Annotated in this window: 23 protein-coding genes and 1 pseudogene; 13 read left to right on the forward strand and 11 right to left on the reverse strand. The window is 68.5% G+C overall.

Translation table 11 applies throughout. The features are described from left to right. Nucleotides 1–150 (forward strand): annotated as a pseudogene (locus tag EK403_RS23445) (ferredoxin--NADP reductase); the annotation flags it as partial. Between the two features lie 48 nt (nucleotides 151–198). On the opposite strand, the gene EK403_RS19640 reads toward EK403_RS23445, so the two are convergent. The 5 genes from EK403_RS19640 to EK403_RS23690 form a co-directional block, all read right to left on the reverse strand. Continuing rightward, complete coding sequence (locus EK403_RS19640) at nucleotides 199–801, reverse strand: biliverdin-producing heme oxygenase (protein WP_128779156.1); 603 nt, start codon at nucleotides 799–801, stop codon at nucleotides 199–201. Nucleotides 802–879: 78 nt separating this feature from the next. Beyond that, complete coding sequence (locus tag EK403_RS19645; RefSeq protein WP_128779157.1) at nucleotides 880–1,782, reverse strand: calcium-binding protein; 903 nt, start codon at nucleotides 1,780–1,782, stop codon at nucleotides 880–882. 57 nt (nucleotides 1,783–1,839) lie between these two features. After that, nucleotides 1,840–4,011 (reverse strand): TonB-dependent hemoglobin/transferrin/lactoferrin family receptor, encoded by a 2,172-nt coding sequence (locus EK403_RS19650; protein WP_245479807.1) that lies wholly within the window; start codon nucleotides 4,009–4,011, stop codon nucleotides 1,840–1,842. Nucleotides 4,012–4,334: 323 nt separating this feature from the next. After that, a complete protein-coding gene (locus EK403_RS19655) occupies nucleotides 4,335–5,969 on the reverse strand; it encodes an OpgD/OpgG family glucan biosynthesis protein (protein WP_128779158.1) in 1,635 nt (544 codons plus the stop codon). Between the two features lie 99 nt (nucleotides 5,970–6,068). Continuing rightward, nucleotides 6,069–6,194, reverse strand: coding sequence for a hypothetical protein (locus EK403_RS23690; RefSeq protein ID WP_280986770.1), 126 nt, complete (start codon nucleotides 6,192–6,194; stop codon nucleotides 6,069–6,071). 439 nt (nucleotides 6,195–6,633) lie between these two features. On the opposite strand from EK403_RS23690, the gene modA reads away from it, so the two are divergent. The 5 genes from modA to EK403_RS19680 all read left to right on the forward strand — a co-directional run bounded on the left by modA (nucleotide 6,634) and on the right by EK403_RS19680 (nucleotide 11,574). Continuing rightward, nucleotides 6,634–7,440, forward strand: a complete 807-nt coding sequence (modA, locus tag EK403_RS19660; RefSeq protein ID WP_128779159.1) for a molybdate ABC transporter substrate-binding protein — start codon at nucleotides 6,634–6,636, stop codon at nucleotides 7,438–7,440. A gap of 12 nt (nucleotides 7,441–7,452) precedes the next feature. Next, nucleotides 7,453–8,154 (forward strand): molybdate ABC transporter permease subunit, encoded by a 702-nt coding sequence (modB, locus tag EK403_RS19665; protein ID WP_428979632.1) that lies wholly within the window; start codon nucleotides 7,453–7,455, stop codon nucleotides 8,152–8,154. After that, the gene (gene modC, locus EK403_RS19670) at nucleotides 8,151–9,224 is read left to right on the forward strand and encodes a molybdenum ABC transporter ATP-binding protein (RefSeq protein WP_128779161.1); all 1,074 of its coding nucleotides are present in this window, start codon (nucleotides 8,151–8,153) and stop codon (nucleotides 9,222–9,224) included. The genes modB and modC overlap by 4 nt, the downstream gene beginning before the upstream one ends. Nucleotides 9,225–9,785: 561 nt before the next feature. Beyond that, complete coding sequence (locus tag EK403_RS19675) at nucleotides 9,786–10,943, forward strand: type III PLP-dependent enzyme (RefSeq protein WP_128779162.1); 1,158 nt, start codon at nucleotides 9,786–9,788, stop codon at nucleotides 10,941–10,943. Nucleotides 10,944–11,022: 79 nt separating this feature from the next. Beyond that, nucleotides 11,023–11,574, forward strand: coding sequence for a GNAT family N-acetyltransferase (locus EK403_RS19680; protein WP_128779163.1), 552 nt, complete (start codon nucleotides 11,023–11,025; stop codon nucleotides 11,572–11,574). Here the strand turns inward: EK403_RS19680 and EK403_RS19685 are convergent. The 3 genes from EK403_RS19685 to EK403_RS19695 form a co-directional block, all read right to left on the reverse strand. Beyond that, nucleotides 11,546–12,064 carry a hypothetical protein gene (locus tag EK403_RS19685; RefSeq protein WP_128779164.1) on the reverse strand — a complete coding sequence of 173 codons (519 nt, stop codon included), beginning with the start codon at nucleotides 12,062–12,064 and terminating at the stop codon, nucleotides 11,546–11,548. The genes EK403_RS19680 and EK403_RS19685 overlap by 29 nt on opposite strands. Nucleotides 12,065–12,222: 158 nt before the next feature. Beyond that, a complete protein-coding gene (locus tag EK403_RS19690; protein WP_128779165.1) occupies nucleotides 12,223–12,861 on the reverse strand; it encodes an NrsF family protein in 639 nt (212 codons plus the stop codon). Next, nucleotides 12,858–13,412, reverse strand: a complete 555-nt coding sequence (locus EK403_RS19695; protein ID WP_128779166.1) for a sigma-70 family RNA polymerase sigma factor — start codon at nucleotides 13,410–13,412, stop codon at nucleotides 12,858–12,860. Before EK403_RS19695 ends, EK403_RS19690 begins: the two co-directional genes overlap by 4 nt. A 177-nt stretch (nucleotides 13,413–13,589) precedes the next feature. On the opposite strand from EK403_RS19695, the gene EK403_RS19700 reads away from it, so the two are divergent. The 4 genes from EK403_RS19700 (at nucleotide 13,590) to EK403_RS19715 (ending at nucleotide 16,090) form a co-directional block, all read left to right on the forward strand. Then, on the forward strand, nucleotides 13,590–13,880 hold the full coding sequence (locus EK403_RS19700) for a BufA1 family periplasmic bufferin-type metallophore (protein WP_128779167.1): 291 nt from the start codon (nucleotides 13,590–13,592) through the stop codon (nucleotides 13,878–13,880). 88 nt (nucleotides 13,881–13,968) lie between these two features. Further along, on the forward strand, nucleotides 13,969–14,820 hold the full coding sequence (bufB, locus tag EK403_RS19705) for an MNIO family bufferin maturase (RefSeq protein WP_128779168.1): 852 nt from the start codon (nucleotides 13,969–13,971) through the stop codon (nucleotides 14,818–14,820). Nucleotides 14,821–14,825: 5 nt separating this feature from the next. After that, nucleotides 14,826–15,599 carry an HvfC/BufC N-terminal domain-containing protein gene (locus EK403_RS19710; RefSeq protein ID WP_128779169.1) on the forward strand — a complete coding sequence of 258 codons (774 nt, stop codon included), beginning with the start codon at nucleotides 14,826–14,828 and terminating at the stop codon, nucleotides 15,597–15,599. Beyond that, nucleotides 15,596–16,090, forward strand: coding sequence for a DoxX family protein (locus tag EK403_RS19715; protein ID WP_128779170.1), 495 nt, complete (start codon nucleotides 15,596–15,598; stop codon nucleotides 16,088–16,090). Before EK403_RS19710 ends, EK403_RS19715 begins: the two co-directional genes overlap by 4 nt. Before the next feature lie 58 nt (nucleotides 16,091–16,148). On the opposite strand, the gene EK403_RS23695 is transcribed toward EK403_RS19715, so the two are convergent. Continuing rightward, nucleotides 16,149–18,290 (reverse strand): calcium-binding protein, encoded by a 2,142-nt coding sequence (locus EK403_RS23695; protein ID WP_128779171.1) that lies wholly within the window; start codon nucleotides 18,288–18,290, stop codon nucleotides 16,149–16,151. Nucleotides 18,291–18,530: 240 nt separating this feature from the next. Between EK403_RS23695 and EK403_RS19725 the strand changes: the two genes are divergently transcribed. Next, a complete protein-coding gene (locus EK403_RS19725; protein ID WP_128779172.1) occupies nucleotides 18,531–19,964 on the forward strand; it encodes a homospermidine synthase in 1,434 nt (477 codons plus the stop codon). A 22-nt stretch (nucleotides 19,965–19,986) separates the two neighbouring features. On the opposite strand, the gene EK403_RS19730 is transcribed toward EK403_RS19725, so the two are convergent. Continuing rightward, nucleotides 19,987–22,296: a putative bifunctional diguanylate cyclase/phosphodiesterase gene (locus tag EK403_RS19730; protein WP_128779173.1), complete on the reverse strand. Its 2,310-nt coding sequence runs from the start codon at nucleotides 22,294–22,296 to the stop codon at nucleotides 19,987–19,989. Nucleotides 22,297–22,969: 673 nt separating this feature from the next. Between EK403_RS19730 and EK403_RS19735 the strand changes: the two genes are divergently transcribed. Together EK403_RS19735 and EK403_RS19740 are read left to right on the forward strand one after the other, a co-directional pair. Continuing rightward, nucleotides 22,970–24,235, forward strand: coding sequence for an adenosylmethionine--8-amino-7-oxononanoate transaminase (locus EK403_RS19735; RefSeq protein WP_128779174.1), 1,266 nt, complete (start codon nucleotides 22,970–22,972; stop codon nucleotides 24,233–24,235). Next, nucleotides 24,232–25,212: a beta-ketoacyl-ACP synthase III gene (locus EK403_RS19740; protein WP_128779175.1), complete on the forward strand. Its 981-nt coding sequence runs from the start codon at nucleotides 24,232–24,234 to the stop codon at nucleotides 25,210–25,212. Before EK403_RS19735 ends, EK403_RS19740 begins: the two co-directional genes overlap by 4 nt. Nucleotides 25,213–25,239: 27 nt before the next feature. Here EK403_RS19740 and EK403_RS19745 read toward each other — a convergent pair whose 3' ends face one another. Further along, complete coding sequence (locus EK403_RS19745) at nucleotides 25,240–26,406, reverse strand: polysaccharide biosynthesis/export family protein (RefSeq protein ID WP_128779176.1); 1,167 nt, start codon at nucleotides 26,404–26,406, stop codon at nucleotides 25,240–25,242. Nucleotides 26,407–26,437 lie beyond the last annotated feature (31 nt).

The following is a 26,437-nucleotide window of genomic DNA, read 5'->3' on the forward strand; positions in this document are numbered from 1 at the left end:
ATGTCGCCCGAACGCGACCGCTTCATGCTGTGCGGCTCGCCCGACATGATCCGCGACACCAAGGACATGCTCCTCGAGCGCGGCTATGAAGAAGGCAACCACGGCGAGGCCGGACACTTCGTCATCGAAAAGGCCTTCGTCGAAAAATGAGGCCCCAAAGCCTCCGCGCGCGGCGCGGAGGCTTCGGACTACTGACCCTCACCCTCGCAGCGTCTCCTCGGCGATCTCCCTGACCCTCCGGAAAGCGGCGACCGCGGACGCTTCGGCGCGCGCCTCCTCGTCCTCCGTGAGCTCCGCGGCGTCGAGCGCCTGGGTGAAGCGCCGCCAGTGCAGTCCCCTCCCCTCCGGATGGGCCGCGAGGTGGCGGGCTCCGAACTCCGCTCCGAGGCCGAGCTTCTCCGCCTCCTTGAGCAGGAAGGCCGCGCCGAGGCTCGACCCTTCCGCGACATAGAGCCAGCCGAGCCCCGACGCCCGGTCGCCGGCGTCGACCGGCCGAAGGTCGGCCGCCGGAACCGCGGCGCCGACATCGGAGATGTCGTTCTCGATCTCCTCGAGCTTTCGGCGGGACGGAAGATCCGGCGCGATCGCGATCAGATCGGGGGCGCCATAGAGCGCGGCGATCTCGGCGTGAAACCGCCACTGCATCGCGAGAAACAGCGCGTAGCGCGTGCGGTCGGAAAAAAGGTCGCCCTGCATCATGCGCTGGTCGAGCGCCTCGTGCAGATCGCGCGTGGCGCGCTTCAGGCGTTGCGAGCGCGTCTCGACCTTCTCGTCGACGAGGTCGGCTGCGGCGTCAGACATCAGTATCCCCCGATGCGAAAAGGCGTGCGCCAGTTAGGCCTGGCGCACGCCCCGATCAATGACTGGAAGCCCGTTCGATCAGTCGAACAAGAAGTCGTTGGCGTGCAGGTCGGCCTCGAGCACGCCGGTCAGCGTGATCGAAGCGCCGCCGCCGAGATCGATCACGGCGTTGCCGCCCTGGTCGGTGGTGGCGGCGAGCACGGCGTCGAAATCGTCGAAGAAGTCGCCGATCCCGATCTGGTCGACCTGGCCCTTGCCGGCCTGGAAGCCGGAGATCGTGTCGTCGCCGAGGCCCGCGCCGTCGAACACGAACAGGTCCGCACCCTTGCCGCCGGCGAGCGCATCGTCGCCCTTGCCGCCCTGCAGGGTGTCGGCGCCCGCGCCGCCCTTGAGGTCGTCGGCGCCCGCGCCGCCCGAAATCTGGTCGTCGCCCGCGGCGCCGTTCAGCGTGTCGGCGCCCTTGCCGCCGCTGATCTCGTCGTCGCCGCCGCCGAAGCCCTTGAAGGCGTCGCTCTTGCTCGACCCAGTGAAGTCGATGTCCTGGCCCTTCAGCAGGTCGCGCAGCGCCTCGGTGCTGCCGCCGCGCAGCGCGCCGATCATGCCGGAGACCGGGTTGCCCGAACCCTCCCCTTCGAGGCCGAGGCCCGAGATCGCCACGTCGCGGTCGGTGGAAAAGCTGTCGCTGTCGGCGTCATAGGTCAGGCCCTCGCCGAAGATGACCCCGTCCATCACGCCGCCGATGACGTGGCTCGCGAAGTCATAAACGATCTCGCCCTCTTCGCCGGAGTCGGCGATAAAGCTGAGGCCGCCCTCGACCGGCAGGCTCGTGTCAGAGCTCGAGGTCAGGGCGTACTGGTTGCCGTCGATGTCGCTCGGATCGTCGCTGAAATAGCCGAAGCTCGACGCCTCGAAGGTCTGGTCGAACGCCTTGAGATACGCGCTGAAATCCAGTCCGTCATAGGCCTTGATGTTGATAGCCATGTCGTCAGTCCTCCTCTACGGCGCCGTCTTTCCAGCGCCCTTGCGAATGGGGCTCCGTCAGAAGCGAGCCGTGGCCCCGATGGTGAAGGTTCGGCCGGGCGAGGCGGACAAGGCCGCGGCCATGGCCTCGACATAGGCCACGTCCGTCAGGTTCTCGATCGCTGCCCGGAAAGTGAGATTGTCGTTGAGCTTGTAGGACGAGTAGAGGTCCAGAAGCGTGTAGGGCTCATAGCGGAACAGCCCGGTCAGCTCGCCCGACAGGCCGCGCTCGGGCAGCACATCGGTGACGCGAGCCCCGACCGTCAGCTTGCGCTCGAGGAAGCGCAGGCCGCCGTCAAGCACGAGCTTGCGCTTCGGAGCGAGGTAGATGCCCGACAGCTCGGTGAAGCGGTTGCCGGGGCCGGCGTCGTATTTGTCGCCGAACTCCGAGTTCAGGAAGGTCGCTGAACCGCCGAGATAGGCGACGCCGGCGTCGTAGTTCAGCTCGAGGTCGATGCCATTCAGCCGCGTGCGGTCCGTCAGATTGACGTTCATGAAGAAGTCGCGAACGTCCGTGAAGACGTATGCGTCGGTGATGTAGTTGTCGACGTCGGTCATATAGACTGAGGCCTTGGCGCGGAACGCGTCGCCCTCGATGAAGAGACCGTCACGCTTGAGGTTGAGGCCAAGCTCGTAGGTGCGCGAGACCTCGGGCTTCAGGTCCGGGTTCGGCCCGAACGGCACCGACAGGGCGCCGCCCGGATGCGTGCCGCCCAGGACCGTCTCCATGATGTTGGGCGGCCGATAGCCCTGCTCGTAGGAGGCGTAGACCTGCACGCCCTCGCGCGGCGTCACCGCGACGGTGGCGGTCGGCGAGAACCGCGCGCCCGACTTATCGACGTCGAATGGCGTCGGGCAGCTCCTCAGGCCGCAGCCCGTCGTGAGGCCGTCGAAGACGACGCCCGAGCCCGTCATGTTGTAGGCGTCGAGACGTCCGCCCAGCAGGATCGTCAGCCAATCCCGCTTCAATTCCGCGCGCGCGAAGGCGCCGCCCACGCCACGTTCGCCATTCGGATTCGAGCCCGAGAAGCTGGACCCCGTCGGATCGTCGGCCGGATCCTCGGCCACCGACGCGGTCGCGGTCTTGTCGTGGAAATATTCGACGCCATAGGTCAGGGCGACGTCGAACATCGGGATCGTGAAGCGCGACGTGTTGGTCAGCGACCCGCCGACCGTGTCGATCTTGTAGTCGACCGAAAACGCGTCCGTCCCAACCGTGCTGTCGGGGTTGCGGTCCGGCCGGAACTGGTCGTTGCTTGTGCGCGTGTAGTAAAGCTTGGCGGCGAAGTCCGCCCACCAGAGACCCGGCGCCCAGCGCCAGTCGGCGACCACGGTGTGGGTGGTGACCTTGTTCGTGTCGATGAACTCGCCGCTGCCGGTGCCGAAATCGGCCGCGAGCCCCGTATAGGCGAGGGTGACCTTTTGGTTCTCCGCGACCTCGGCGGTCGCCTTGGCGAGCCAGGACCATTGGTCCTGGGTCGTGAACTTACCGAAGCCGCCTTCCTTGTCGTAGACCAGATCGCCATGCGTGCCGGCGTCGTACTCGCCGAGCTTCTTGCGGCCCACCGCCCCGACAAGCTCGAAGGCTTCCGAGACCTTCGCCGCCGCCGCGAGGCTGCCGTTGAAGTCGAACGCGTTCGTGCCCGTGGTGGCGTTCACCCGGACGCCGTAATCCTTGTCCGGCAAAGCAATATCGTCGAACACCAGCGTGCGGAAGTTCACGACGCCGCCGATCACGCCGGCGCCGCCGGCCGTGGAGGTCGGCCCCTTGTCGATGTCGACGCCGCCGATCAGTTCGGGATCGATGAAGGCGAAGGATGGAGCGCCATGTCCGGACTGCTGGAAGTTCTGCCGGGCGCCGTCGATCGTCATCGACACGCGGCCCTGGTCCTGCAGCCCGCGGATGTTGACGTTGAGGCCCGGCGTTTGGCGGTCGATCACGGCGTTGACGCCGGAGACGCTGCGCAGGATGTCGGCGGTGTTGCGCGCGCCGCCGCGGTCGTCGATCGCCTCTCGGCCGATCTGGGCGACGGCGCCCGGCGTGTCGTAGACGGCGTCGGACGCGCCCTGCCAGCCGAAGAACATCCGGCCGATCAGCGACAGCTCCTCGAGCGCGACTTCGCCCTCGGCCGCGGCCTCCTGGGCGCCGAGGGGGGAGCACGACAGCCCCGCCGTCAGGACGCACGTCATCGCCGCGACGGACCGGACGGTCCGACGCGCCCCCCCGGTTTTCACGGTCACGCCTCAGATCAACAGTAAGCGCCCCGAAAGGTCGGGGCCCCCTTTACGTCAGGTGGCGTACCACACGAAAGAAAAGGCGCGCAATACTTTACGTATATATTGGAATTCTTCGATATTGTAGTTATTCTAATTCTGGTTCTACTTGCCATCTCTGGCGACATGAAGAGCCGCGCGACGAGCGCGAGCCGCGAAGCCGAAAGGGCTCGCGCGCCTGCTCGTTTTCCGGATCGTTGCTGTCGTCATGAGCGCGACGCGCGGCTACGACCGCGCGCTCAGGGCGTCGGGTGATACTGGTAGAGCCAGGTCTCGCTCATCACCTGGTCGCCGGCCTTGAGGTAGCAGCGCATCTCGATCGGCTCCGGCCCCTGGGCCGTCAGGTCGAACTGGGCCCGCCAGTGGCCCTTGACGTCGCTCGGGACCGCATCCGTCATCACGTAGGAGAACGTCCCGCGCGAGGCCCACAGCACGGCTTCGACGGTCGCGCCATAGGGCAGATCGGCGAGCGGCCCACCGAGGAACTCGACCAGGAACTTGCGCACACCCTGCGGCCGCGGGAGGCCTGGCTGACCGCCCCGACCAAGCCGGGTCGCGACGCAGCGCGCGAGGTTGTCGGGGGAGGGCTCGCCGTCCTGCCAGGTCAACCGGTAGGCGATCGGGACGGTGACGCCGGCCTTCTTCGGGTCGTCGGGCAGCCAGTAGGCCACGACGTTGTCGTGGATCTCATCGTCGGTCGGAAGCTCCACGAGCTGAACCGCGCCCTTGCCCCACTCGCCGGTGGGCTCGATCCAGGTCGACGGGCGGTCCTGGTAGCGCACGCCGTCCTGGTAGTGGTCGAAGACGCGGTCGCGCTGCATCAGGCCGAAGCCGCGCGGGTTCTCGTCCGCGAAGGTCGACGTCATGACCCGCGGCGGGTTGTTGAGCGGCCGCCAGATGCGCTCGCCCGATCCCGTCCACATGGCGAGCCCGTCCGAGTCGTGGACCTCCGGCCGCCAGTCCATCAGGAAGGGCTTCGCGGTCTCTGAGAACCAGTACATCGAGGTAAGCGCCGCGAGGCCGAGCCGGTCGACGTCCCGGCGCAGCGTCACCTCCGCCTCGATGTCCATCACGGTCCCGGAGGTGCGGCGGATCAGGAAGCGGAAGGCGCCTGAGAGCGAGGGACCGTCGAGCAGCGAACAGACCGTGACCGGATCGCCGTCGGCCTTGGCCGGCTCGAACCAGTGCGCGATGAAGTCCGGAAACTCCTCCTGGGCGCCCGGGCTCGGGAACAGAGCGACGCCGCGGGCCGAGAGGCCGACTTGCCCCTTCTGGCCGATCGCCCGGAAATAGGACGCGCCGAGGAAGGTCGCGAACGGCTCGCGGGTCTTCCAGTCGCCCTTGTCGGTGACCTGATCCTTGGCCTCGCGGATCCAGAAGCCGGCGAAGGCGGACGGCTGCGGGTCGAGCTTGCGGGCGACGCTGTCGGGCGGCATGTCGAACTGCGACGGATCATAGAGAATCTCGCGCGCCTGGCCGCCCGAGACCGCATGCATGCGCACCGTCTTCTGAAAATACTGACCGACATGCATGAAGGTGATCGGATAGGCGCCAGGCGAGTTCGCGTAAAGCGCGTCATCGGCCTTGAACTTCAGCTTGCCATGCGCGTCGTAGTCGATGCGCCGCACGATGTCCGGGTTGGGACGCGCGGGCTCGACGTAAGGGCGCGACGCCAAGTCCTTGGCGAGCTTCTTCAGGATGTCGAACGAGAACGGCGCCGGCGGCCCGAACTTCAGATTGTCGGCCGCGCCCTGCGCCGCGGCCGATCCGCCGCCGAGCGCAAGCGCGGCCTGCGCGGCGAGGCCGAGCTGGAGCAGGCCGCGACGGTCGAGCAGGCAGACGGATTGGGCGTCAGAGGAACGCCGAACTGACATGGGAGGCTCGCTGATGGCTGGCGACGGCGCGCACTCATATGCGCTCCCCCGCCGTCCTCGCAATGCTCTCGATGTCGGACGGAACGGCGCTCCGGCCGGTCAGCGGCCGTAGGCGTCCTGCGCGTGGAACTGCGGCGCGCTCGCATTGGCCGGGCCGGACGGGGGCAGAGCCGCGGCGCCGGCGACGACGAACAGGATCGAAGAGACAAAAATGGCGAGGCGCATCGGAGAACTCGACTTGTAACGCAGCGCATCATCATGCGCCGGCGATCCCTAACAATCCGATGCTGAACGCGGAAGCGGGCTTCGGGTTTCAATTGGGGCGAAATTTTGCGGCGCCGTACGCGCCCCAAGCCCGTCGCCCTCGGAATCGAAGGGTCGTTCCGGGCGCCTCGGCGCCGCCGCCTCGATTCCGCCCGTTTGGGGCGACGGCCTCGTGGCGTCGCCGCCACAGTTCGCGGCCCCCGGGAAGGCGAATCGCTCGCCGGGACCGCTGATGGGCCGACTTGCCGCCGGACCGCCGCTCGGGCATCGTCGCGCCGTCGTTCCGCCGCTGAGGGCGGGTCACCCGCATATCCTGAGCCTCGGCCCCGATGGAGGCGGAGGCGAGGAGTTCGAGACCAGAACCGCCGCCGGCCAGCCGCCGCGGCGCGGAGACGAATTCATGTCCATCACCCGCAGACTGTTCGGTGGCTTCGCGCTTGCGGCCGCCCTCGTCGTCGCGCCTCTCGCCGCCTCCGCGCAGGACTCGGCCAAGCAGCCCGTCGTCGCGTTCGCCGCCGCCTCGCTGAAGAACGCGCTCGACGCCATCGCCAAGGACTGGACCAAGGAGACGGGGATCGAGGTCAAGGCGAGCTACGCCGCCTCTTCGGCGCTCGCCAAGCAAATCGAGCAGGCGGCGCCCGCCGACCTGTTCATCTCCGCCGACGTGCCCTGGATGGATTATGTGGCCGAGAAGAGCCTGATCGCGCCCTCGAGCCGGGTCGACCTGCTCGGCAACAAGCTCGTGCTCGTAGCCGGCCAGAGCTGGTCGAAGGGCGACGTCGAACTGAAGAAAGGCGTCGATCTCGCCGGCCTGCTCGGGAACGAGCGCCTCGCCATGGGCGAGCCGGGCTCGGTGCCGGCCGGCAAGTACGGCAAAGCCGCGCTCGAGAAGCTCGGCGTCTGGGACAAGGTGTCATCCAAAGTCGCGGGCGCCGAGAACGTGCGGGCGGCGCTCGCGCTGGTCTCACGCGGCGAAGCGCCGCTCGGCATCGTCTACAAGACTGACGCCGCCGCCGACAAAGGCGTCAAGATCGTCGGAACTTTTCCGGCCGATAGCCACCCGCCGATCGTCTACCCCGCGGCGAAGCTCAAAGACGCCAGGAGCCCGAACGCCGACGCCTTCCTGAAGCGACTGTCCTCGGCCTCGGCGAAGAAGACCTTCGAGGAGGTTGGCTTCACCGTCATCGCGCCGCCGTCCGGGAGCTGACCGCTGGACTGGATCGCGACCAGCCTCGGTCTCGAGCCCGACGACCTCGTCGCGGTTAGACTCAGCCTGCTGGTCGCGACCGTCGGCACGCTCGCGAGCCTGCCCTTCGCGGTCCTCGTCGCGCTCGCGCTCGCACGCGGCAAATTCTGGGGCAAGACGCTGCTCGGCGGGCTGGTGCACCTGCCGCTGGTGCTGCCGCCCGTCGTCACCGGCTACCTGCTGCTGATCGCCTTTGGCCGGCGGGGAATTCTGGGCCAGACGTTCGAGAATTGCTGCGGGCTGGTGTTCTCGTTCCGGTGGACCGGCGCCGCGCTCGCCGCGGGCGTCATGGGGTTCCCGCTGATGGTGCGGGCGATCCGGCTGTCGATCGAGGCGGTCGACCGCAGGCTGGAGGACGCGGCCGCGACGCTGGGCTCGGGGCGGCTCGGCGTGTTCTTCGCCGTCACGCTGCCGCTCAGCGTCCCGGGCCTGCTGGCGGGCGTCGTGCTGGGCTTCGCCAAGGCGCTCGGCGAGTTCGGCGCGACCATCACCTTCGTGTCCAACATCCCCGGCGAGACCCGGACGCTGCCGGCCGCGATCTACACCCTGACCCAGACGCCCGGGGGAGACGCCGCGGCCGGGCGTCTCGTGCTAATCGCCGTCGCGCTCTCGCTCGCGGCGCTCGTCGCCTCCGAGCTTCTGGCCCGCCGCCTCGCCACGCGGATCTCGGGATGACGCTCCAGGTCGATATCACGCGCCACGCCGGCGATTTCGCGCTCGACGCGGCCTTCGAGGCGCCGGCCGGCGTGACGGCCGTGCTCGGGCGCTCCGGGGCGGGCAAGTCGACGCTGGTTTCCGCGATCGCCGGATTGTCGAGGCCCGATTCGGGCCGAATCGACCTCGGATCGACGACGCTGTTCGACCGCGCGGCCAGGATCGACCTACCGCCCCGCAAGCGCCGGGTCGCGGTCGTCTTCCAGGAAAGCCGGCTGTTTCCGCATCTCTCCGTACGCTCGAACCTGATGTTCGGGCGCCGGCGGCGGTCCGAGGCTCAGGGACCGAGCTTCGAGCAGGTGGTGGAGACGCTCGGGATCGGGGCGCTCCTCTCGCGTCGACCGCGCTCGCTGTCCGGCGGCGAGCGACAGCGCGTCGCGATCGGCCGGGCGCTGCTCGCGGGCCCCGGCGCGCTGTTGTTCGACGAGCCGCTCGCGGCGCTCGACGCCGAGCGCAAGGCCGAGATCATGCCGTTCCTCGAAACCATCGTGGCCGGCGCCGAGATCCCGGTGCTCTACGTCACCCACGCGCTCGAGGAGGCGCGCAGGCTCGCCGACCGGATGATCGTTCTGGAGCGCGGGACGGTGCTCGCCTCAGGACCCGTCGAGGCCGCGGTCGCGGCCGCTGGGCTCGCCAGCGCGGGCGACCGCTTCCTCGACGGGGTGACGGTCGAGGCGACCATCGCCGAGATCGACGAGCGCTACGAGCTCACGGGCCTCGCGCTCGGCCAGCATCGCGTCTGGGCGCCCGGCGTGCTCGGTGCGGTGGGCGAGGCGGCGCGGCTGCGCTTCCTCGCGCGCGACGTCGCGCTTTCGCTCGATCCGCCGCAGCGGTCGTCGGTCCGCAACGTCCTGCCGGGCCTCGTCCGCAGTCTGAAGCGCACGGGCGGTCCCTACGCGATCGTTTCGGTCGACGTCGGCGGCGCTGTGCTGCGCGCCGAGATCACGACGCGCGCCGCCGACGAGCTCGGTCTCGCGCCGGGCCGCATGGTGCATGCGCTGGTGAAGAGCGTGGCGGTGTCTCGGGCCTGACCGCCGGGCGCGGGACCTTCCGGCGGCTCGCGCGGAACGTCGTGAAGCGTCTGGAATTCGTTAAGAAAAAACCCTGTCACAATCGGCAAGTTTTTCTTGCGCCGGGGGCCGAACGCCCTTATTTCCGCGCTTGCCCAATTTCGCGCGTGCCTGTGTCGTGTGTCGGGTTGGCGGGAACTCCCCGCCGGGCAACCCGATGGCCGGAAATCCCAACCGGCTCTAAGTCGCCTCTCCGGCGGCGGACGCGACGTGAAGCAACGACGTAGAGGGCTTTTTTGGTCTCTGCCGGCTCTCCAAAGGCCGGCGACACTAAAGAGGCGACTACATCCTTGCCGGGCGCGCGGGTCGCGGGTTCCAACCCACATCCCGAGCGTGGCGACGGTTTCGAAGCACGGACGCGGCGCGTCCGCGGAACAGTCGCGACTACGGCGTGACCGAGCGGTCCGCTCTCGCAAGAGGGCGGCCAAGGAACGGCTCAACCCGGCGACGGCGCGTCTCCATCGCGCGCCCCGGCGGAAGGGGCCTGACCATCGAGCCACAGCTTGATTGGGGTTTTGTGCCATGGCCTCCCACCTCGACGCCCTCGAGAACGACCGTATCCGAGGTTTTCTGAAGTCCGCGCAGGCCGACGGACCCGTGCTGGTCGTCGACAGCGAGGTCGTGCGCGCGAACTATATGAAGTTCGCGCGCGCCCTGCCGGACACGCGCGTGTTCTACGCCGTGAAGGCCAACCCCGCGCCCGAGATCCTGAAGCTGCTGGCCGAGCTCGGCTCGTGCTTCGATTGCGCCTCGGTGGTCGAGATCGACATGGCGCTCGCCACCGGCGTCGGGCCGGACCGCATCTCCTTCGGCAACACGATCAAGAAGGAGCGCGACGTTGCGGCGGCTCACGCGCGCGGCGTGCGGCTGTTCGCCGTCGACTGCCGCGAGGAGGTCGAGAAGATCGAGCGCGCCGCCCCCGGCGCCCGCGTGTTCTGCCGCATCCTGGCCGACGGCGCCGGCGCCGAATGGCCGCTGTCGCGCAAGTTCGGCTGCGTCCCCGAGATGGCGGCGGACGTGCTGGAGCACGCGCACGCCCGCGGCCTCACGGCCTATGGCGTGTCGTTCCATGTCGGCTCGCAGCAGAACAATGTCGCGGCCTGGGACCAGGCGCTGGCCTCCGCCGCGGAGATATTCCGCGAGTGCGAGCGACGTGGAATTTCGCTGTCGATGGTCAATCTCGGCGGCGGCTTCCCGACCCGCTACCTCAAGGATATTCCGGCGGTCGACGCCTATGGCGCGTCGATCTTCGACGCCTTGAAGGCGCATTTCGGCAACCGTATCCCGGAGACCATCATCGAGCCGGGCCGCGGCATGGTGGGCGACGCCGGCGTGATCGAGGCCGAGGTCGTCCTGATCTCCAAAAAGTCGGACGCCGAGGACGAGATCCGCTGGGTCTATCTCGACATCGGCAAGTTCGGAGGCCTCGCCGAGACCATGGACGAGGCGATCCGCTACCCGATCCGCACCGCCCATGACGGCGGCGCGGTCGCGCCGTGCGTGCTCGCCGGCCCGACCTGCGATTCCGCCGACGTGATGTACGAGAAGGCGCCCTACCCGCTGCCGATCAGCCTTTCGATCGGCGACAAGGTGTTGATCGAGGCGACCGGCGCCTACACCACGACCTATGCGGCGGTCGCCTTCAACGGCTTCGCCCCGCTGGCCTCCGTGGTCATCTGAGCCCTCAGGTCCCCCACGGGGGACCGCCCGTTCTCCCAAATGACCCGCAAGGTCGTCTGACCCCCATCAGGAGGGTTTCATGGCCGTCATTCTTGACGAGGCTCCGGCGGACGCCGGGGCCCGCGAGGCTCTGCTCGACCGCGCCTTCGGCGCAGGCCGCTTCACCAAGACCTGCCAGCGTCTCCGCGAGGGCCGGATGCCGGCCGCCGGTCTCGCGCTCAAGGCGGTGGACGAGACCGGCCGCATGATCGGCACGCTGCGCTTCTGGCATGTGTCGCTAGGCGCGGAGCGCCCGGCCCTCATGCTCGGACCGCTCGCGGTCGAACAGGACGCCCGCGAGGGCGGCGTCGGCTCGTCGCTGATGCAGGCAGGGCTTGCGCGGGCCGCGGCGCTCGGCCACGGGGCCGTCATCCTGGTCGGCGACGCGCCCTATTACGAGCGCTTCGGCTTTGCGGCCACGGCCACCGAGGGGCTGCGCCTGCCCGGTCCGGTGGAGCAGGAGCGCTTCCTCGGGCTCGAGCTCCGGGAGGGCGCGCTTTCGGGCGCCTCCGGCGTGGTGCGGGCGACCGGCGCGGTCGTCTTCGCGCCCCGCCGCGCGGCCGCTATCCACGCTCCGCTGCGCGCAGCCTGAAAGAAGCGGCGCGGAGCTTCCGCGGCTTCGCGCCGTCCGCCACCGCGGCGGGCGGCGCGGTCCGGCCCGTGATCAGGGCGACCCGCGCGCGCTCCTTCGCGCTCAGCAGCTTGGTCCGGCTCAGCGCCACATAGCTTTTCGGACGGCCGATCTCGCCGCCGGCGAAGACGAGCACGCGGTCAGCGAGGACCAGGATGTCGCCCTTTCTCAGGGTCGGATCCTCGAGATACCAGCGCGGGTTCTTCACCGGGTCGATGGTGCGGGCGAGTTGCTCCTTGGGAGAGAGCGCAAGGGCGGCGGGCTTGGTGCTGTTCTTGGCGACGCGCTTCGCCTTCGGCCGGATCGTGACCTCGGGATGGGGCGCCGCCGCGGCCGGCCGCGAAACATGGGCGCGGTCGCGCCATCCGAAGATGAAGTCGAGCAGCCCGGCCCGCGCCGTCGACGCGCCGCCCATGCCAATCGCGAAGGCGAAGCCCGCGGCGAACGCCATCCGATACATTTGAGAGCCCCAGCGGCGAGAAGGCCGCATCGTTAGCCCAAGGCGAAGGGGCGATCCAGAACTAAAACGGCTTCGAAAACTTGGCGCAATATTTGGTTAAGTATGATCGACTCGGGCTCCAGCGTCGGTTGGCGCCACTGATCCAGCGATCACCACTTTAAGACGCGCGATCCGATCGCCGCGCCAGCGATCGTGACGAGGCCGACGGCGAGCGTGTACCAGACGGCCACGAACAGCGGACTGTCATCGACGCAGTGCGCCGCGTAGAAGGTCGCGCCCACCGCGCCGGCGAGCAGGCCGGCGGCGGCCCCGAGCGCGGCCGGTCTATCCGGCGCGCCGCGGCCGAGCGCAGCGAGGATCAACGTCAGCGGCGGCGCCGACAGCAGCGGGATGCTGGCCAGGCAGAGCGTCGCGTTGCGCCCGACGAGGCGCGGCTCCCATGCGTTGGAGGGAATGGTCGCGAGTTCAAAACCGACCGCGACGGCGAGCAGGGCGGCCGCCCCGAAGAGGAATCCTGCGGCCGGCCCGATGGCGGCGCCAGGCCGCGCGAGACGGAGCGCGAGCGCGACAGCCGCCAGGCCGAACGCCAGCGTGACGACGAATTTGAACGGGAAGCGCATCGTGCCGAGCGCCGCCGCGATGTCCGGCCGCGGGCCGAGCGCCGCGAAGAACAGAGCTCCGGCGGCGACCGCCGAGCCGCCGAGCGCGAGCATCAGCGCCGGGGCGGGTCGCTTGGGTTCCGCGCCTGCGTCGGCCGCGATCGCCTCGATGAGATCGCCGGTCTTCATTCCCTGAAACTCCGATATGCGCGCGAAAGCGTCTGAAGTCCCCTGTGCAGGGCGACCCGGACCGCGCCCTCGCTCATCCCGAACTTCTTCGCCGTCTCGCCGATTTCCGCGCCTTCGAGCGAGATCGATCGCACCACGTCGTGCTGCCGACCCTTCAGCACCGAAAGCAGGCGGTCCGCCTCGTGCGGCCTCAGGCCTTCCTCCTCCTGCTCCTCGGCCGGCAGGATCTCGGACAGGTCGTCGATCGGGACGGTAATGCGGCGCCCACGTCGCCTCAGCGCGTCGATCAGCTTGTTGCGCGCGATCGCCGCGACCCACGGCCCGACCGGCTGCCGGTCGTCCCAAGTGCCGCGCTTCAGGTGAATGGCGAGCAATGTCTCCTGCACCACGTCCTCGACATCCGCCGCCCCGAGCCCATACGCCGCGGCCCTGCCGCGCACCACGGCGCGCAGGAACGGCGCAAGCTCCGAGAGCAGCCTGCGATACGCCCCGGCGTCGCCCGCCAGGGCGCTCTTCATCCAGAAGGCCCAGTCCCGTTCGCGATCGTTCACACGGGTCCTCTGGCAGGCTTTACGGAACGAGGCGACGGCGCGTTACGCCTCGCGGGCCTTTTCGCCGATCCTGCGATTTTCGACAACACGGATGCGTGAAGGCGTAACGCGGCGGGCCTCCGCCTCCGAAGAGGTCGTCACGAGCCGCGACGGCTCGCAGCCAATGGAGACAGACCAATGCATCGCCGCACAGTCAACGCCGCCCTCGCCGGCTCGCTTCTCGCCGCCCTCTCGGCGGTTTCGTTAGCCGGCCCGGCGTCGGCCGAAGACAAGATGGCCGGCAAGGAGAAATGCTACGGCGTCGCGCTCAAGGGCCAGAACGACTGCGCCGCGGGTCCTGGCACCACCTGCGCCGGCACCTCGAAGGTCGACTACCAGGGCAACGCCTGGAAGGCGGTGCCAAAGGGCACCTGCTCCGCCATGAAGACCCCCAAGGGCATGGGCTCGCTCGGAGCGATCAAGTCCTAACAGCCGCAAGCGGCGCGCGCGAGGCGGGCGCGACCCGTCCGGCGTGCGCCGCCGGCCGACCATCAATTCCTCCCGGACGGGGCAGCACATGATCGCCTCCACGCTTCCGCGCGCCGCCGGCGTCGGCTTCAAGCCCGAGCACTTCGCGTCTCTGATCAAGGCGGGTTTCGCCGGCTTCCTCGAGGTCCACGCCGAGAACTACATGGGCGCCGGCGGCCCTCCCCACACGATGCTCTCCGCGCTTCGGCGGGAACACGCCCTGTCGGTGCACGGCGTCGGCCTGTCGATCGGCGGCGCGGAGCCGCTCGACCGCGCCCACCTCGCGCGGCTCCGGGCGCTCTGCGACCGCTACGAGCCCGAGAGCTTCTCCGAGCATCTCGCTTGGTCGACCCATGAGGGTGCTTTCCTCAACGATCTGCTGCCGCTGCCCTACACGCAGGAGACGCTCGCGCGGGTCGCCGCTCACGTCGATGAGACTCAGGAGGCGCTTGGCCGCCGCATGTTGCTCGAGAACCCGGCGACCTACGTGACCTTCGCCGAAAGCGAGATCCCCGAAACCGAGTTCCTCGCCGAAATCGCCCGCCGGACGGGCTGCGGCCTGTTGCTCGACGTCAACAACGTCTTCGTCTCCGCGACCAATCACGGAACCGACGCGCTAGCCTATCTCGACCGCTTCCCGCTGGCCGAGGTCGGCGAGATCCATCTCGCCGGCCACGACGCGCAGTCCGACGAGGCCGGCCGGCCGCTACTTATCGACTCACACGGCTCGCCTGTCGCCGACCCGGTCTGGGCGCTCTATGCGCAGGTTCTGGAGCGCGTCGGCCCGGTCGCGAGCCTCATCGAATGGGACAACGACGTGCCGGACTTGCCGACTCTTGCAGCCGAGGCCGCGCGCGCCCAGTCCATGCTCGACCGCGCCGCGCGCGTGTTGGCGGCCTGAGCGCGATGCGCGCGGTCCAGTCCGCCTTCGGCGCGGCCCTGCTCGACCCGCGCCGCGCGCCGCCGCTCTCGCTCACGCGGACGGGCGGCCGCCCGTCCGAGCGCCGCTTTGCGGTCTATCGGAACAATGTCGCGGTCGGGCTCATCGGGGCGCTCGAAACGCGCTTCCCTGCGATTCGCATGATCGTCGGGGAAGAGTGCTTCACGGGCTTGGCGCGAGCCTATGCGCTTGCGCATCCGCCGACCTCCCCGATCATGGCGACGTTCGGGGACGGCTTCGCCGATTTCCTGCGCGACGCGCCGGGTCTCGAGGAGCTCGACTATCTCCCCGACGTCGCGCGGCTCGAAGCCGCGCGCACCCGCGCCTATCACGCCGCGGACGCGGCGCCGGTCGCGGCCTCGGACTTCGCGGCGCTCGACCTCCGGCGCCTCGAGGCGACCGCCGTCGCGCTGCACCCGTCGGTCGAGATCGTCCGCTCGTCTGCGCCCGTCGTCACGATCTGGGCCATGAACGCCGGCGAAGCCGCGCTCGGCCCGATCGAGGACTGGGCGGCCGAGGACGCGATGGTCTGCCGGCCGGAGATGGTCGTGGAGACGCGCCGTCTTCCGCCAGGCGGAGCGGACTTTCTAGACGCCCTCGGTCGCGGCGCGACGCTCGGCGCCGCCATGCGGCTCGCCCGGCGCGACGCCCGCTTCGATCTCGCCCAGAACCTCACCGGCCTGATCGGGAGCGGCCTTGCGGTCCGCCTCGGACGGCCGACCGACAGGAGCGCCGCATGACCTCCACCCTCGCCCCCGCGGCCAGCCGTCGCCCACTCGGCCCCACCGGCCTGATCGAGGCGACGATCGACGTTTTCGACCGCATCCCCTATTCGGCGCTCGCGCTCGCGGCCCGGATCTTTCCGGCCGCTGTGTTCTGGCAGTCCGGCCAGACCAAGGTCTCGGGCTTCGGCCTATCCGACAGCGCGGTCTACCTTTTCCAGGAGGAGTACCGGCTGCCGCTCGTCGATCCCACGGTCGCAGCCTACGGCGCCGCAGCCGCGGAGCATCTCTTCCCCGTGCTGCTCGTCGTCGGGCTCGCGAGCCGCTTCTCGGCGCTCGCTCTGCTCATGATGACGCTCGTGATCGAAATCTTCGTCTATCCAGACGCGTGGCCGACGCACGGAGTCTGGGCCGCCTGCTTTCTTCTGGTGATCGCCAGGGGGCCGGGCGTGATTGCGCTCGACCACCTGATCGCCTCACGGGCTGGTCGCCAAACGTCGGCCGCATGAACTTGCCGTCGAAGACGCGGCCGGCCCTGACCGGGCCGGGCCGCGAAGATCGTCGACGTCAGACGACCTCGAACTCGCCGGCGCTGAGGCTGGTTCCAGGGTCGAAGGCCGCGATCTGCTTCTGGGCCGCGCCGCCCATCCCGTCGACGTCGAAGTAAAGCGCCCCTGTCGACTTGTCGTAGATGAAGCGGTCGCTCGAATCGAGCGCGACCGTGCCGACGCGGAACGCCTCCCCGCTGAGCGGACCTCCCGAGAGCCCGCCGAAGACCGCGTCGTCGATCTCGATCCTGTCGTCCGTCGCCGAGTAGCCGATGATCCGGTCGACGCTCGGACCGAAGCTCGGCAGATCGTCGAAACGGAACGTGTCCGCGCCAGCGCCGCCGCGCAGCACGTCCTCGCCTCCCCCGCCGATCAGCGTGTCGTTCCCCGCCCCACCGTTCAGCTCGTCGTTTCCGGTGAAGCCTGAGAGCCGATCGTCGCCGCCGCCGCCGAACAGGACGTCGTTCCACGTGGTCTGCCCCTCGACCACAAGGTCCCGCGTGGACGTGTTGAAGATAAAATCCTTGCTCGAGAGCTCGTCGATCGAAACATCCCTAACCAGGATGCTCTCGTTGTCGCCGCCGAACTGAAGATCGATCAGCACGCCCTCGGAGGTGTTCGTCAGATAGGGGTCGAGCTGCGAAAACTCGGAGACGTTGAGGAAGCGGAGGTCGATCTTGTCGCCCTTGCCGAAGTCCTCGATGGCGTCGTCGCCGAATTCGCGCTCGTCATAGCGGAAGACGTCGCCGCCGGAGCCGCCATAAAACGCGTCGTCTCCGAAGCCGCCGATCAGCGTGTCCTCGCCGGCCCCGCCGCTGAGGCTGTCATCGCCGCTGAAGCCGGAAATCTTGTCATCGCCCCCGGCGCCGAACAGCACGTCGTTCCAGGTGGTCTGGCCCTCGACCGAGAGGTCGCGATCGGACGTGTTGAAGATGAATTGCTTGCCCGAAAGCTCGTCGAGCGAGACGTCCCTGATCAGGATGCTCTCATTGTCGCCGCCAAACTGGAGGTCGATCAGCACCCCGTCGGGCGTGTCGCTCAGGAAGGGCTCGAGCTGAGAGAATTGAGCGAGGTTGAAAGCCTTGAGATCGATCCTGTCGCCCTTGCCGAAGTCCTCGATGGCGTCGTCGCCGAATTCACGCTCGTCATAGCGGAAGACGTCGCCGCCGGAGCCGCCATAAAACGCGTCGTCTCCGAAGCCGCCGATCAGCGTATCCTTGCCGGCCCCGCCGCTCAGGCTGTCGTCGCCGCTAAGGCCCGAGAGCTCGTCGTCGCCCTTTCCGCCGAACAACATGTCGTTCCAGGTGGTCTGGCCCGTGACGGTGAGATTCCTGGATGAGGCGTTGAAGATGAAATCCGCCCCCGAAAGCTCGTCGAGCGAGACGTCCCTGATCAGGATGCTCTCATTGTCGCCGCCGAACTGGAGGTCGATCAGCACCCCGTCGGGCGTGTCGCTCAGGAAGGGCTCGAGCTGTGAGAATTGAGCGATGTTGAGGGCCTTGAGGTCGATCCTGTCGCCCTCGCCGAAGTCCTCGACGACGTCGTCGCCGAACTCGCGCTCGTCGTAGCGGAAGACGTCGGCCCCTTTGCCGCCATAGAGAGCGTCATCCCCGAAGCCGCCGATCAGCGTGTCCTCTCGCCCGCCGCCGCTCAGACTGTCGTCGCCGCTGAGGCCGGAAATCTTGTCGTCGCCCCCGGCGCCGAACAGCACGTCGTTCCAGGTGGTCTGCCCCTCGACGACGAGGTCGCGGCCCGACGTGTTGAAGATGAAATTCTTGCCCGACAGTTGGTCGAGCGAGAGGCCCTCGATCAGGATGCTTTCGTTGTCGCCGCCGAACTGAAGATCGATCAGCACTCCGTCCGGAGTGTCGGAGAGAAAGGGTTCGAGCTGCGAAAATTCGGAGACGTTGAGGCCCTTGAGATTGATCTTGTCGCCCTTGCCGAAGTCCGTGACGACGTCGTCGCCGAACTCGCGCTCGTTGTAGCGGAAGACGTCGGCGCCCTTGCCGCCGATGAGCTCGTCGTCCCCGAAGCCTCCGACCAGCGTGTCGCCGCCGCCCCTGCCGTTCAGCGTGTCGTCGCCCCCAAGCCCGAGGATCAGGTCGTCCTTGTCTTTTCCGCTGAGCGTCTCGGAGCTCGAGGTTCCGGTGATGGTCGGCATGAGCAACAGTCTCCGGTTGAACCGCACCGCCACATGGTGAGAAGCGCAGCTTCTTGTGATCAGGCGACCGTTTTTGGCACACCCCGAACGGCTCGAGAATCGCCCATTTGAGCTAAGCGCGCCGACGCCGTCCCCCCGGCACGACCGCGTCGCGCCGCTCGGTTGATTCTGAAGGCTCTTTCCGCTTTATCGGCGGCGCGCCCTGACCGGCCGACATCCCCATCGCGCAAGGAGCCCCGCATGTCCGACTGGCCGATCTACGGGAAGATCACCGGCCCGATCGTCATGATCGGCTTCGGGTCGATCGGCCGAGGCACGCTGCCGCTCATCGAGCGCCATTTCGAATACGACAAGGACCGGATCGTCGCGATCGATCCGTCCGACCTCAACAAGCACATCCTCGACAAGCACGGTGTGCCGTTCATCCAGCAGCACGTCACGAAGGAGAACTACCGCGAGCTTCTGACGCCGCTGCTGACCAAGGGCGGCGGCCAGGGCTTCTGCGTGAACCTCTCGGTCGACACAGGTTCGGCGGATCTGATCGCGCTCTGCCAGGAGCTTGGCTGCCTCTATATCGACACCGTTAACGAGCCGTGGCTCGGCTTCTATTTCGACAAGTCGAAGGGCCCGAGCGAACGTTCGAACTACGCGCTTCGCGAGATGACGCTGGACCTGCGCCGCCGCAGCCCGAAGGGCCTGCCGACGGCCGTGTCGACCTGCGGCGCGAACCCCGGGATGGTGTCGTTCTTCGTCAAGCAGGCGGCGCTCAACGTCGCCTCGGACCTGAAGCTCAACGTCCCGGAGCCGACGACACGGGAGGAATGGGCGGCGCTGCTCCGCCAGATCGGCGTCAAGGGCGTGCACATCGCCGAGCGCGACACCCAGCGCAGCACCAACCCCAAGCCTCGCAACGTGTTCCTCAACACCTGGTCAGTCGAGGGCTTCATCTCGGAAGGCCTGCAGCCCGCCGAGCTCGGCTGGGGCAGCCACGAGACCTGGGCGCCGGCGAACGCCAAGCGCCACGACGACCCCAAGGCCGCGTCGATCTATCTGATGCAGCCCGGCGCGGCGACCAAGGTGCGCACCTGGTGCCCGACGCCCGGCCCGCAATACGGCTTCCTCGTCACCCACAATGAGTCGATCTCGATCTCGGATTTTTTCACCGTCTGGGAGGACGGGAAGGCGGTCTACCGGCCGACCTGCCACTACGCCTATCACCCGGCCGACGACGCCGTGCTGTCCTGGCACGAGCTGTTCGGGGCCGAGGGCAAGGTGCAGGACACGCTGCACGTGCTCGACGAGGACGAGCTCGTCGACGGGATCGACGAGCTCGGCGTGCTGCTCTACGGGCACGGCAAGGGAGCCTACTGGTACGGCTCGCAGCTCTCCCTCGAAGAGACGCGGCAACTCGCGCCCTACCAGAACGCGACCGGCCTGCAGGTGACCTCGGCGATCCTCGCCGGCATGGTGTGGGCGATCGAGAACCCGAACGAGGGCATCGTCGAGACCGACGAGATGGACTTCAGGCGCTGCCTCGAGATCCAGCGTCCCTATCTCGGCCCGGTGAACGGCTACTACACCGACTGGACGCCGCTCCAGAACCGGCCCGGCCTGTTCCCCGAGGACATCGACGAGAGCGACCCCTGGCAGTTCAGGAACTTCTTCGTGGGGTGAGGCTCGCGCCGCAAGGCCGGCGTCAGCTCACCAGCGTGAAGCGGGATCGGCCGCCCCGCGTCGGATATTTCCATTGAGCGACGAAGCCCGCCACCTCCGCGGCGGGCATGGGGGCCCCGAAGAGGTGCCCCTGTCCCTTGGCGCATCCCTCGGCAATGAGGGTCTCGAGCTGCTCGAAGGTCTCGACGCCCTCCGCCACCACGCTCATGCCAAGCCGCCCGGCCATCGCGAGCACGGTCTGCACGATGATCTGCGACTCCTCCGAGCGGTGGATGTCGCGCACGAAGGACTGGTCGATCTTGATCGCGTCGAACGGGAAGCTGCGCAGGTAGCTGAGCGAGGCGTAGCCCGTTCCGAAATCGTCGAGGGAGACGCCGACGCCGAGGTCGCGCAGCGCGCGCAGCGTCTGCCCCGCATGGGTTTGATCGAGTTGCACCGACTCAGTGATCTCCAGCACCAGCCGACTGGCCGGAAGGCCTGAATTCTGCAGCGCCGAGTAGATCTGCGAAAAGACGTCCTGGATCCGCAACTGCGCCGGCGACAGGTTGACCGCGACCTTGAACTCGCCGGGCCAGCCGGCCGCCCGCTGGCAGGCCTCGTTCAGGACCCAGGCGCCGATGCGCGAGATCAGGCCGCTTTCCTCGGCGAGCGGGATGAACTGCCCTGGCGACACAAAGCCGCGCGTCGCATGCCGCCAGCGCAGCAGCGCCTCGAATCCCATGATCTCCCGGGTGCGCAGATCCACGATCGGCTGGAAGAACGCCATGAGCTCCGAAGCGTCCGCCGCGGCCCGGAGGTCGCGCAGCAGGGACAACCGCTCCTTGCGGTCCGCCCCCATGTCATCCGAATATTCGCGGACGGCGTTGCGGCCGGACTCCTTGGCGCGGAACAGCGCGAGGTCGGCATGCGCGAGCAATTGGGCCGCTTCGGCGCCGTCCTTTCGGGCCGTCGCCGCGCCGACGCTGCACGAGACCTGCACTTGGGCCTCCTGGAGGCGGACGGGCGCAGAGAGCGACTGCCGCAATTCCTCCGCCAAGGCGAGGACGTCGAGCGCTCCCTCGCCCCGGACATGCACGACCGCGAATTCGTCGCCGCCGAGCCGCGCCAGGAAATCGCAAGACCCCAGGACGCCGCGGAACCGGCCGGCGACGATCTTGAGCAGTTCGTCTCCAGCGGCGTGACCGAAAGAAGCGTTGACTTCCTTGAACCCGTCGAGGTCGATCAGCAGCAGCGCGAAGGACGACGAGGAACTCGTGCGGAGGAAGGTTTCGTCGAGCCGCTGCTTCAGATAGGTCCGGTTCGGCAGGCCGGTGAGAACGTCGTGACGCGCCGAATGCTGCTCGGCGCGGAAGGCTTGATCGCTGGCGTGGAGCTGCCGCAGACCGAGCAGTCCGGCCAGGGCGATAGTGAGATCGAGCAGGATCGCGAGCGTCCCGATCGCCGCCGCTTCCCGCCGCCATCCTCTCAGCACCGCGTCGCGGGGCGAGCTCGCGGCGATGACGAGCGGATAGTCGGACAGCTTGGCGACGGCGGTGATCAGGTCGACACTGTTCTTTCCTGCCTCGTCGAAGACGGCGCCGCCGCCGCGCGTCGTCAGTTCGCGCGCGATCTCGGCGACTCGCGGAGAAGCGAGCGCGTCGTCCCGGCTCGCCGTCGGATTGCGGACCAAGAGAGCGCCGTCGTCGCGGTAAAGCGCGATGCTGCTTCCGACCGGCAGGGCGATGCTTGCGTAATGCTGCTCCAGCTTGCTGACCGACACCATCCCCAAGACGAGCCCGACGAACCTTCCGTCAGCGCCGGGAAGGCGGCGCGCTCGATAGACCGTCCACTCGCCATTGCCCCGGTTTCGGACCGGCTTGCTCCAATAGGTCGAGCCGCCGGGCGCCGACAGCGCCTTGAAATAGTCGCGGTCGGAGACCGTCACGTCAGGGATCGGCCAACCGCGCGAGAAGTTCACGAGACGGCCGCCTGCGTCGATGATCGACATCGCGTCCAGGATGTCGATCGAGCGCACGAGCTGTTTCAGCTCGTCGTGAAGCTGGCGGTCGCCCCCGCGGACCCTGACGTCTTCAGCCGATCTGATCCCGGCCGCGCCCAGGGCGTCGATCAACTGGGTCTGCGTGACGTCGATCGCCTGGAACGCATGGGTGCTCTGGGTCGCGAGAAGCGCAGCCACGTTCGACAGGTCGCTTTTCGATTGCTCGATGACCTCTCCGTAACGCCAGACGATCAGGCCGGCGGACAGCACGGTCACGCTCATCGCCATGGCGAGGCCGAGCGCCACCACGCTCCGCGAACGGACGCCCCCAAAAGACGCTTCCGCTATTCGCATCCTCGCCCTCCAGACGACTATCGCCTGACAGGTCCACGATGTTCATTCGCAAGACCATAAACGTGATGCTAGCATTTCCCAATGGTGAAATCCGGAGGGTGCTGGATTTCGCCCGGAAGACGGAGACGGTACTTGGATCGTTTTCTACGGCGCCGATCCTAATACTTTCGATCGACGCAAAAGCGACGCAGCATGCGTGCCAAACGCGAGAGACCTCGGCGTTCGGTGCGATCGCTCAGAGCAGCGTGAACGCCTCGGCAGCACGGTCCCCGCGACGAGCTTCCCGAAGCTCGCGGAGTCGCGTTCCGTCCGGAGCCGGCGCCGGTCAGCAGATCTCCGGTCGCCCTGGTCCTAGACGATGTGGTCGTTCGGCGTCGCCGGCCTCCGTCCCAAGGTGAAACGACGCCTTGGTCAGCGGGCGGAACACAATGACGGAGAGCGCGATCTTGTCCTCGGGGGGAGACAAAAAATCCGTAACGGCGTCGACGCCTCCGGGTCGGAGCCCGACGGAGGCGCGAACGGGGGCGTGATTCGGCTGCGCTCCAAATCGCGCGCAAATTGAGCGCAGCGCAGTGACGAACGCTTAGGCCCGCCGCGCGGCTTGGCGCCCGACCCGGCGGGGATTAGGGATGCGGCCCGCCCTCAATCGCCGATCCCTCTTGCCCGTCAGCCGATGATCCCTTCCGCCGTCTGGCGCCCCTTCACCCAGCATGCCGTCGAGCCCAACCCGCCGCTGATCGCGCGGGCCGAGGGGGCGTGGCTCACCACAGCGGATGGGCGAAGGATCCTCGACGCGATCTCGTCCTGGTGGGTCACCACCCACGGCCACCGGCATCCCGCCATCATGGCGGCGATCCGCGGGGCGACCGAAACTCTCGATCAGATCATCTTCGCGGGGCTGACGCATGAGGCGGCGGAGCGGCTGGCGCGCGAGCTTGTGCAGGTCGCTCCAGCCGGGCTTTGCCATGTCTTCTTTTCCGACTCTGGATCGACCGCAATCGAAGTCGCGCTCAAGATGGCGCTCGGAGCCTTCCGCAACCGCGGCGAGCCGAGGACCCGGATCGCCGCGCTCGAGGGCGGCTATCATGGCGACACGATCGGAGCGATGAGCGTCGGCGAGCGCGGCGTGTTCAACGCCGCTTACGAGCCGCTGCTGTTCGAGGTCGAGCGCATTCCGTTCCCGGCGCCGGGCCGCGAACAGTCGGCCTATGACGCGCTGGAGCGCGCGGGCCGGCGCGGCGGCCTCGCCGCGCTGCTGGTCGAGCCGCTCGTGCTGGGCGCCGGCGGCATGCGCATCTACAAGCCGGCGGCGTTGGCGGAACTTGCGCGGTTGGCGCGCGCCGCCGGCGCGCTGGTGATCGCCGACGAGGTGATGACCGGATGGGGGCGGACCGGGACGCTGTTCGCCTGCGAGCAGGCGGGGGTGTCGCCCGACATCCTGTGCACGTCCAAGGGCCTGACGGGCGGCGCGATCCCGCTCGCCGCGACGCTCGCGACGGCGGAGATCTTCGAGGCGCACTGGTCGACCGACCGGTCGAGGACCTTCTTCCACTCCTCGTCCTACACCGCGAACCCGATCGCCTGCGCGGCCGCGCTCGCCAATCTCGCGGTCTGGCGCGACGAGCCGGTCGCGAAGCGCGTGGCCGCTCTCGCCGCCGCCCAGGAGGCGCGCATCCGCCGCTTCGAGAACGATCCCCGCTTCACGAATGCGCGGACCTGCGGGACGATCGCGGCCGTCGACCTCAAGGTCGGGGACGCCGGCTATCTGGCGGAGATCGGACCGAGGCTTCGCGCCTTCTTCCTGTCGCGAGGCCTCTTGGCGCGTCCGCTCGGCGACGTCGTCTATCTCATGCCGCCCTATTGCGTGACCGAAGCCGAGCTCGACCTGCTCTACGACTCGATCGCCGAGGCGCCCGACGCCGTGGGTCTTGCCCGATGACCCTGGGGACGCGGCTCCTCGGCCTCGGCCATGCGGTCCCGGCGCGGCGCGTCGCGAACGCCGAGATCGAGGCCCGGCTCGCCCTCGAACCGGGCTGGATCGAACGCCGGACCGGCGTGCGCGAACGCCGATGGGCGGCGTCGCACGAGACCCTTTCGGGGCTCGCGGCGGAGGCCGGTCGTCGCGCGCTCGACGACTCAGGGATCGACCGGCGCGATATCGGCCTGCTGCTGCTCGCGACCTCGACGCCCGACCGGCTGCTGCCGCCCTCGGCCCCGCTGGTCACCCATCTGCTCGGGCTTCCGCGCGCGGGCGCGATCGACTTGGCGGGGGCGTGCGGGGGATTCGTCTACGCGCTCGCGCTCGCAGACGCGCAGGTCCGCGTCCACGGCCGGCCGGTGCTGGTGATCGCCGCGAACCTGCTCAGCCGCCGCATCACCTTCAAGGATCGCGGCGGCGCGGCGCTGTTCGCTGACGCGGCCGGGGCCGTCGTGCTGGGACCGGGCGAGGAGGGACGGGGCGTCGTCGGCCAGGCGCTTGGATCGGACGGGGCGGGCTATGGACTGGTCACCATCCCGGCAGGAGGCAGCGAGCGTCCCTTCGCCGAGGGGGTCGCCGTCGAGGACACGCGCATGGCGATCACCGACGGGCGCGGCCTCTTTACGGAGGCGGTCAGGATGATGACGGCCTGTTCGCTGGAGGCGCTCGCCGCCGCCGGCATCGCGCCCGGCGACCTCGACCGGTTCGTCCCGCATCAGGCGAATTCGAGGATCTTCTCGGCGGTCGGGCGCAAGCTCGGCGTCGGCGACGAGGCGACGGTGGCGACCATCGCGGACTACGGCAATTCCTCAGCCGCCACGATCCCGCTGTCGCTCGCCCTCGCCCACCAAGCCCGCCCGATCGGCGAGGGCGAGACGCTGCTGCTGACGGCGGCCGGGGCCGGCCTCACGGGCGGCGCGATCGTCTTCCGAACCTGAGCCCGCGCCCTCCCACCGGGGCGCGGCTCAGTTGCTTCCGCCGCCCGTGAGCCTCTGCGGGAACTGCGCGGCGTCGGTCGCGACCGAGGCGACGGAGCGCACCGAGCCGATGATCTGCAGGAACTTCTGCAGCTCGCTCGCGGCGGAGTTCGCCACATAGAGCACGTCGCGGTCGCGGATCGTGAAGCCCTTGGCGTAGAAATAGGCCTGCGGGTCGCGGAGGTTGACGCGGTAGACCACCGGGACCTTGGCGCCGTAGCGGCCGTCATAGTCGGGCTTCATCTGCTTCACGGCCGAGTCGGGCTCATAGCGGAAGACGAAGAACGCGCCGGGATCGGAGCGGGTGTCGATCAGGCCGCCGGCCTTGCCGACCGCCTCGAGCATTGTGAGCTTCTCGAGCCCAAACTCGATCGGACCCGGCTGCGGCACTGCGCCGAAGGCAAGGAAGATCTCCGGGTCCTTGGTCACGTAGATGCGGTCGCCGGGCTGCACGAAGACGTTCTCGGCGGGGTTGTCGATCATGTCCTTCATGATCGCCGAGCCCTGCTTCGAGCCGCGCTGCAGCGTGATTCGGGTCTCGAAAGTCTGCTGCTTGGTGCCGCCCGCGCCTGCGATGACGTCGAGAATGCGGTCGCGGGCGGCGGTGATCGGCTTGCGGCCCGGAGAATTGACCTCGCCGTTCACGACGAAACTGCGCTGCACGGTCTCGGTGATCTGGACGAGCGCCTGCGGCTGGATCGCCCGGCCTTCGAGCGCGGCGACGATCGCGCGCTCCACGACCTGCGGCGACTCGCCTGCGGCCTTCACTCGGCCCGCATAGGGAACGGTGATCGAGCCGTCGCTGTCGACCCGCTGCTGGAGCGTGACGCGGGCCCCGTAATCGCTGGAGAACAGTCCGCCTTGGCCCGCCTCGAACACGGTGATGTTAAGCACGTCGCCGACGCCGACGATCTGGTTCGGCGCGGGCGCGGGCGCGGCGAAGCGCTGCGCGAAGGCGGTCACGCGATACTGCGACAGGATGTCGACGGCGCGCTGATCCAAGTTCACCAGCACGTAAGGCGGCAAGTGCTCGGCATTGCCCGGCTGAACGATCTGGTTCGTCGACGGGCCCGTCGATGGCAGCGTGTCGCACCCGGCCAGAAGACCGAAGGCGGCTACGGCGAGCGCCAGGCCGAGAACGTTCCTGGACCGCATAAAGCCTCACAAACAGTTCAACCCCGAGCGA

This window comes from Hansschlegelia zhihuaiae (assembly GCF_004103825.1).
Lineage (GTDB): Bacteria > Pseudomonadota > Alphaproteobacteria > Rhizobiales > Methylopilaceae > Methylopila > Methylopila zhihuaiae.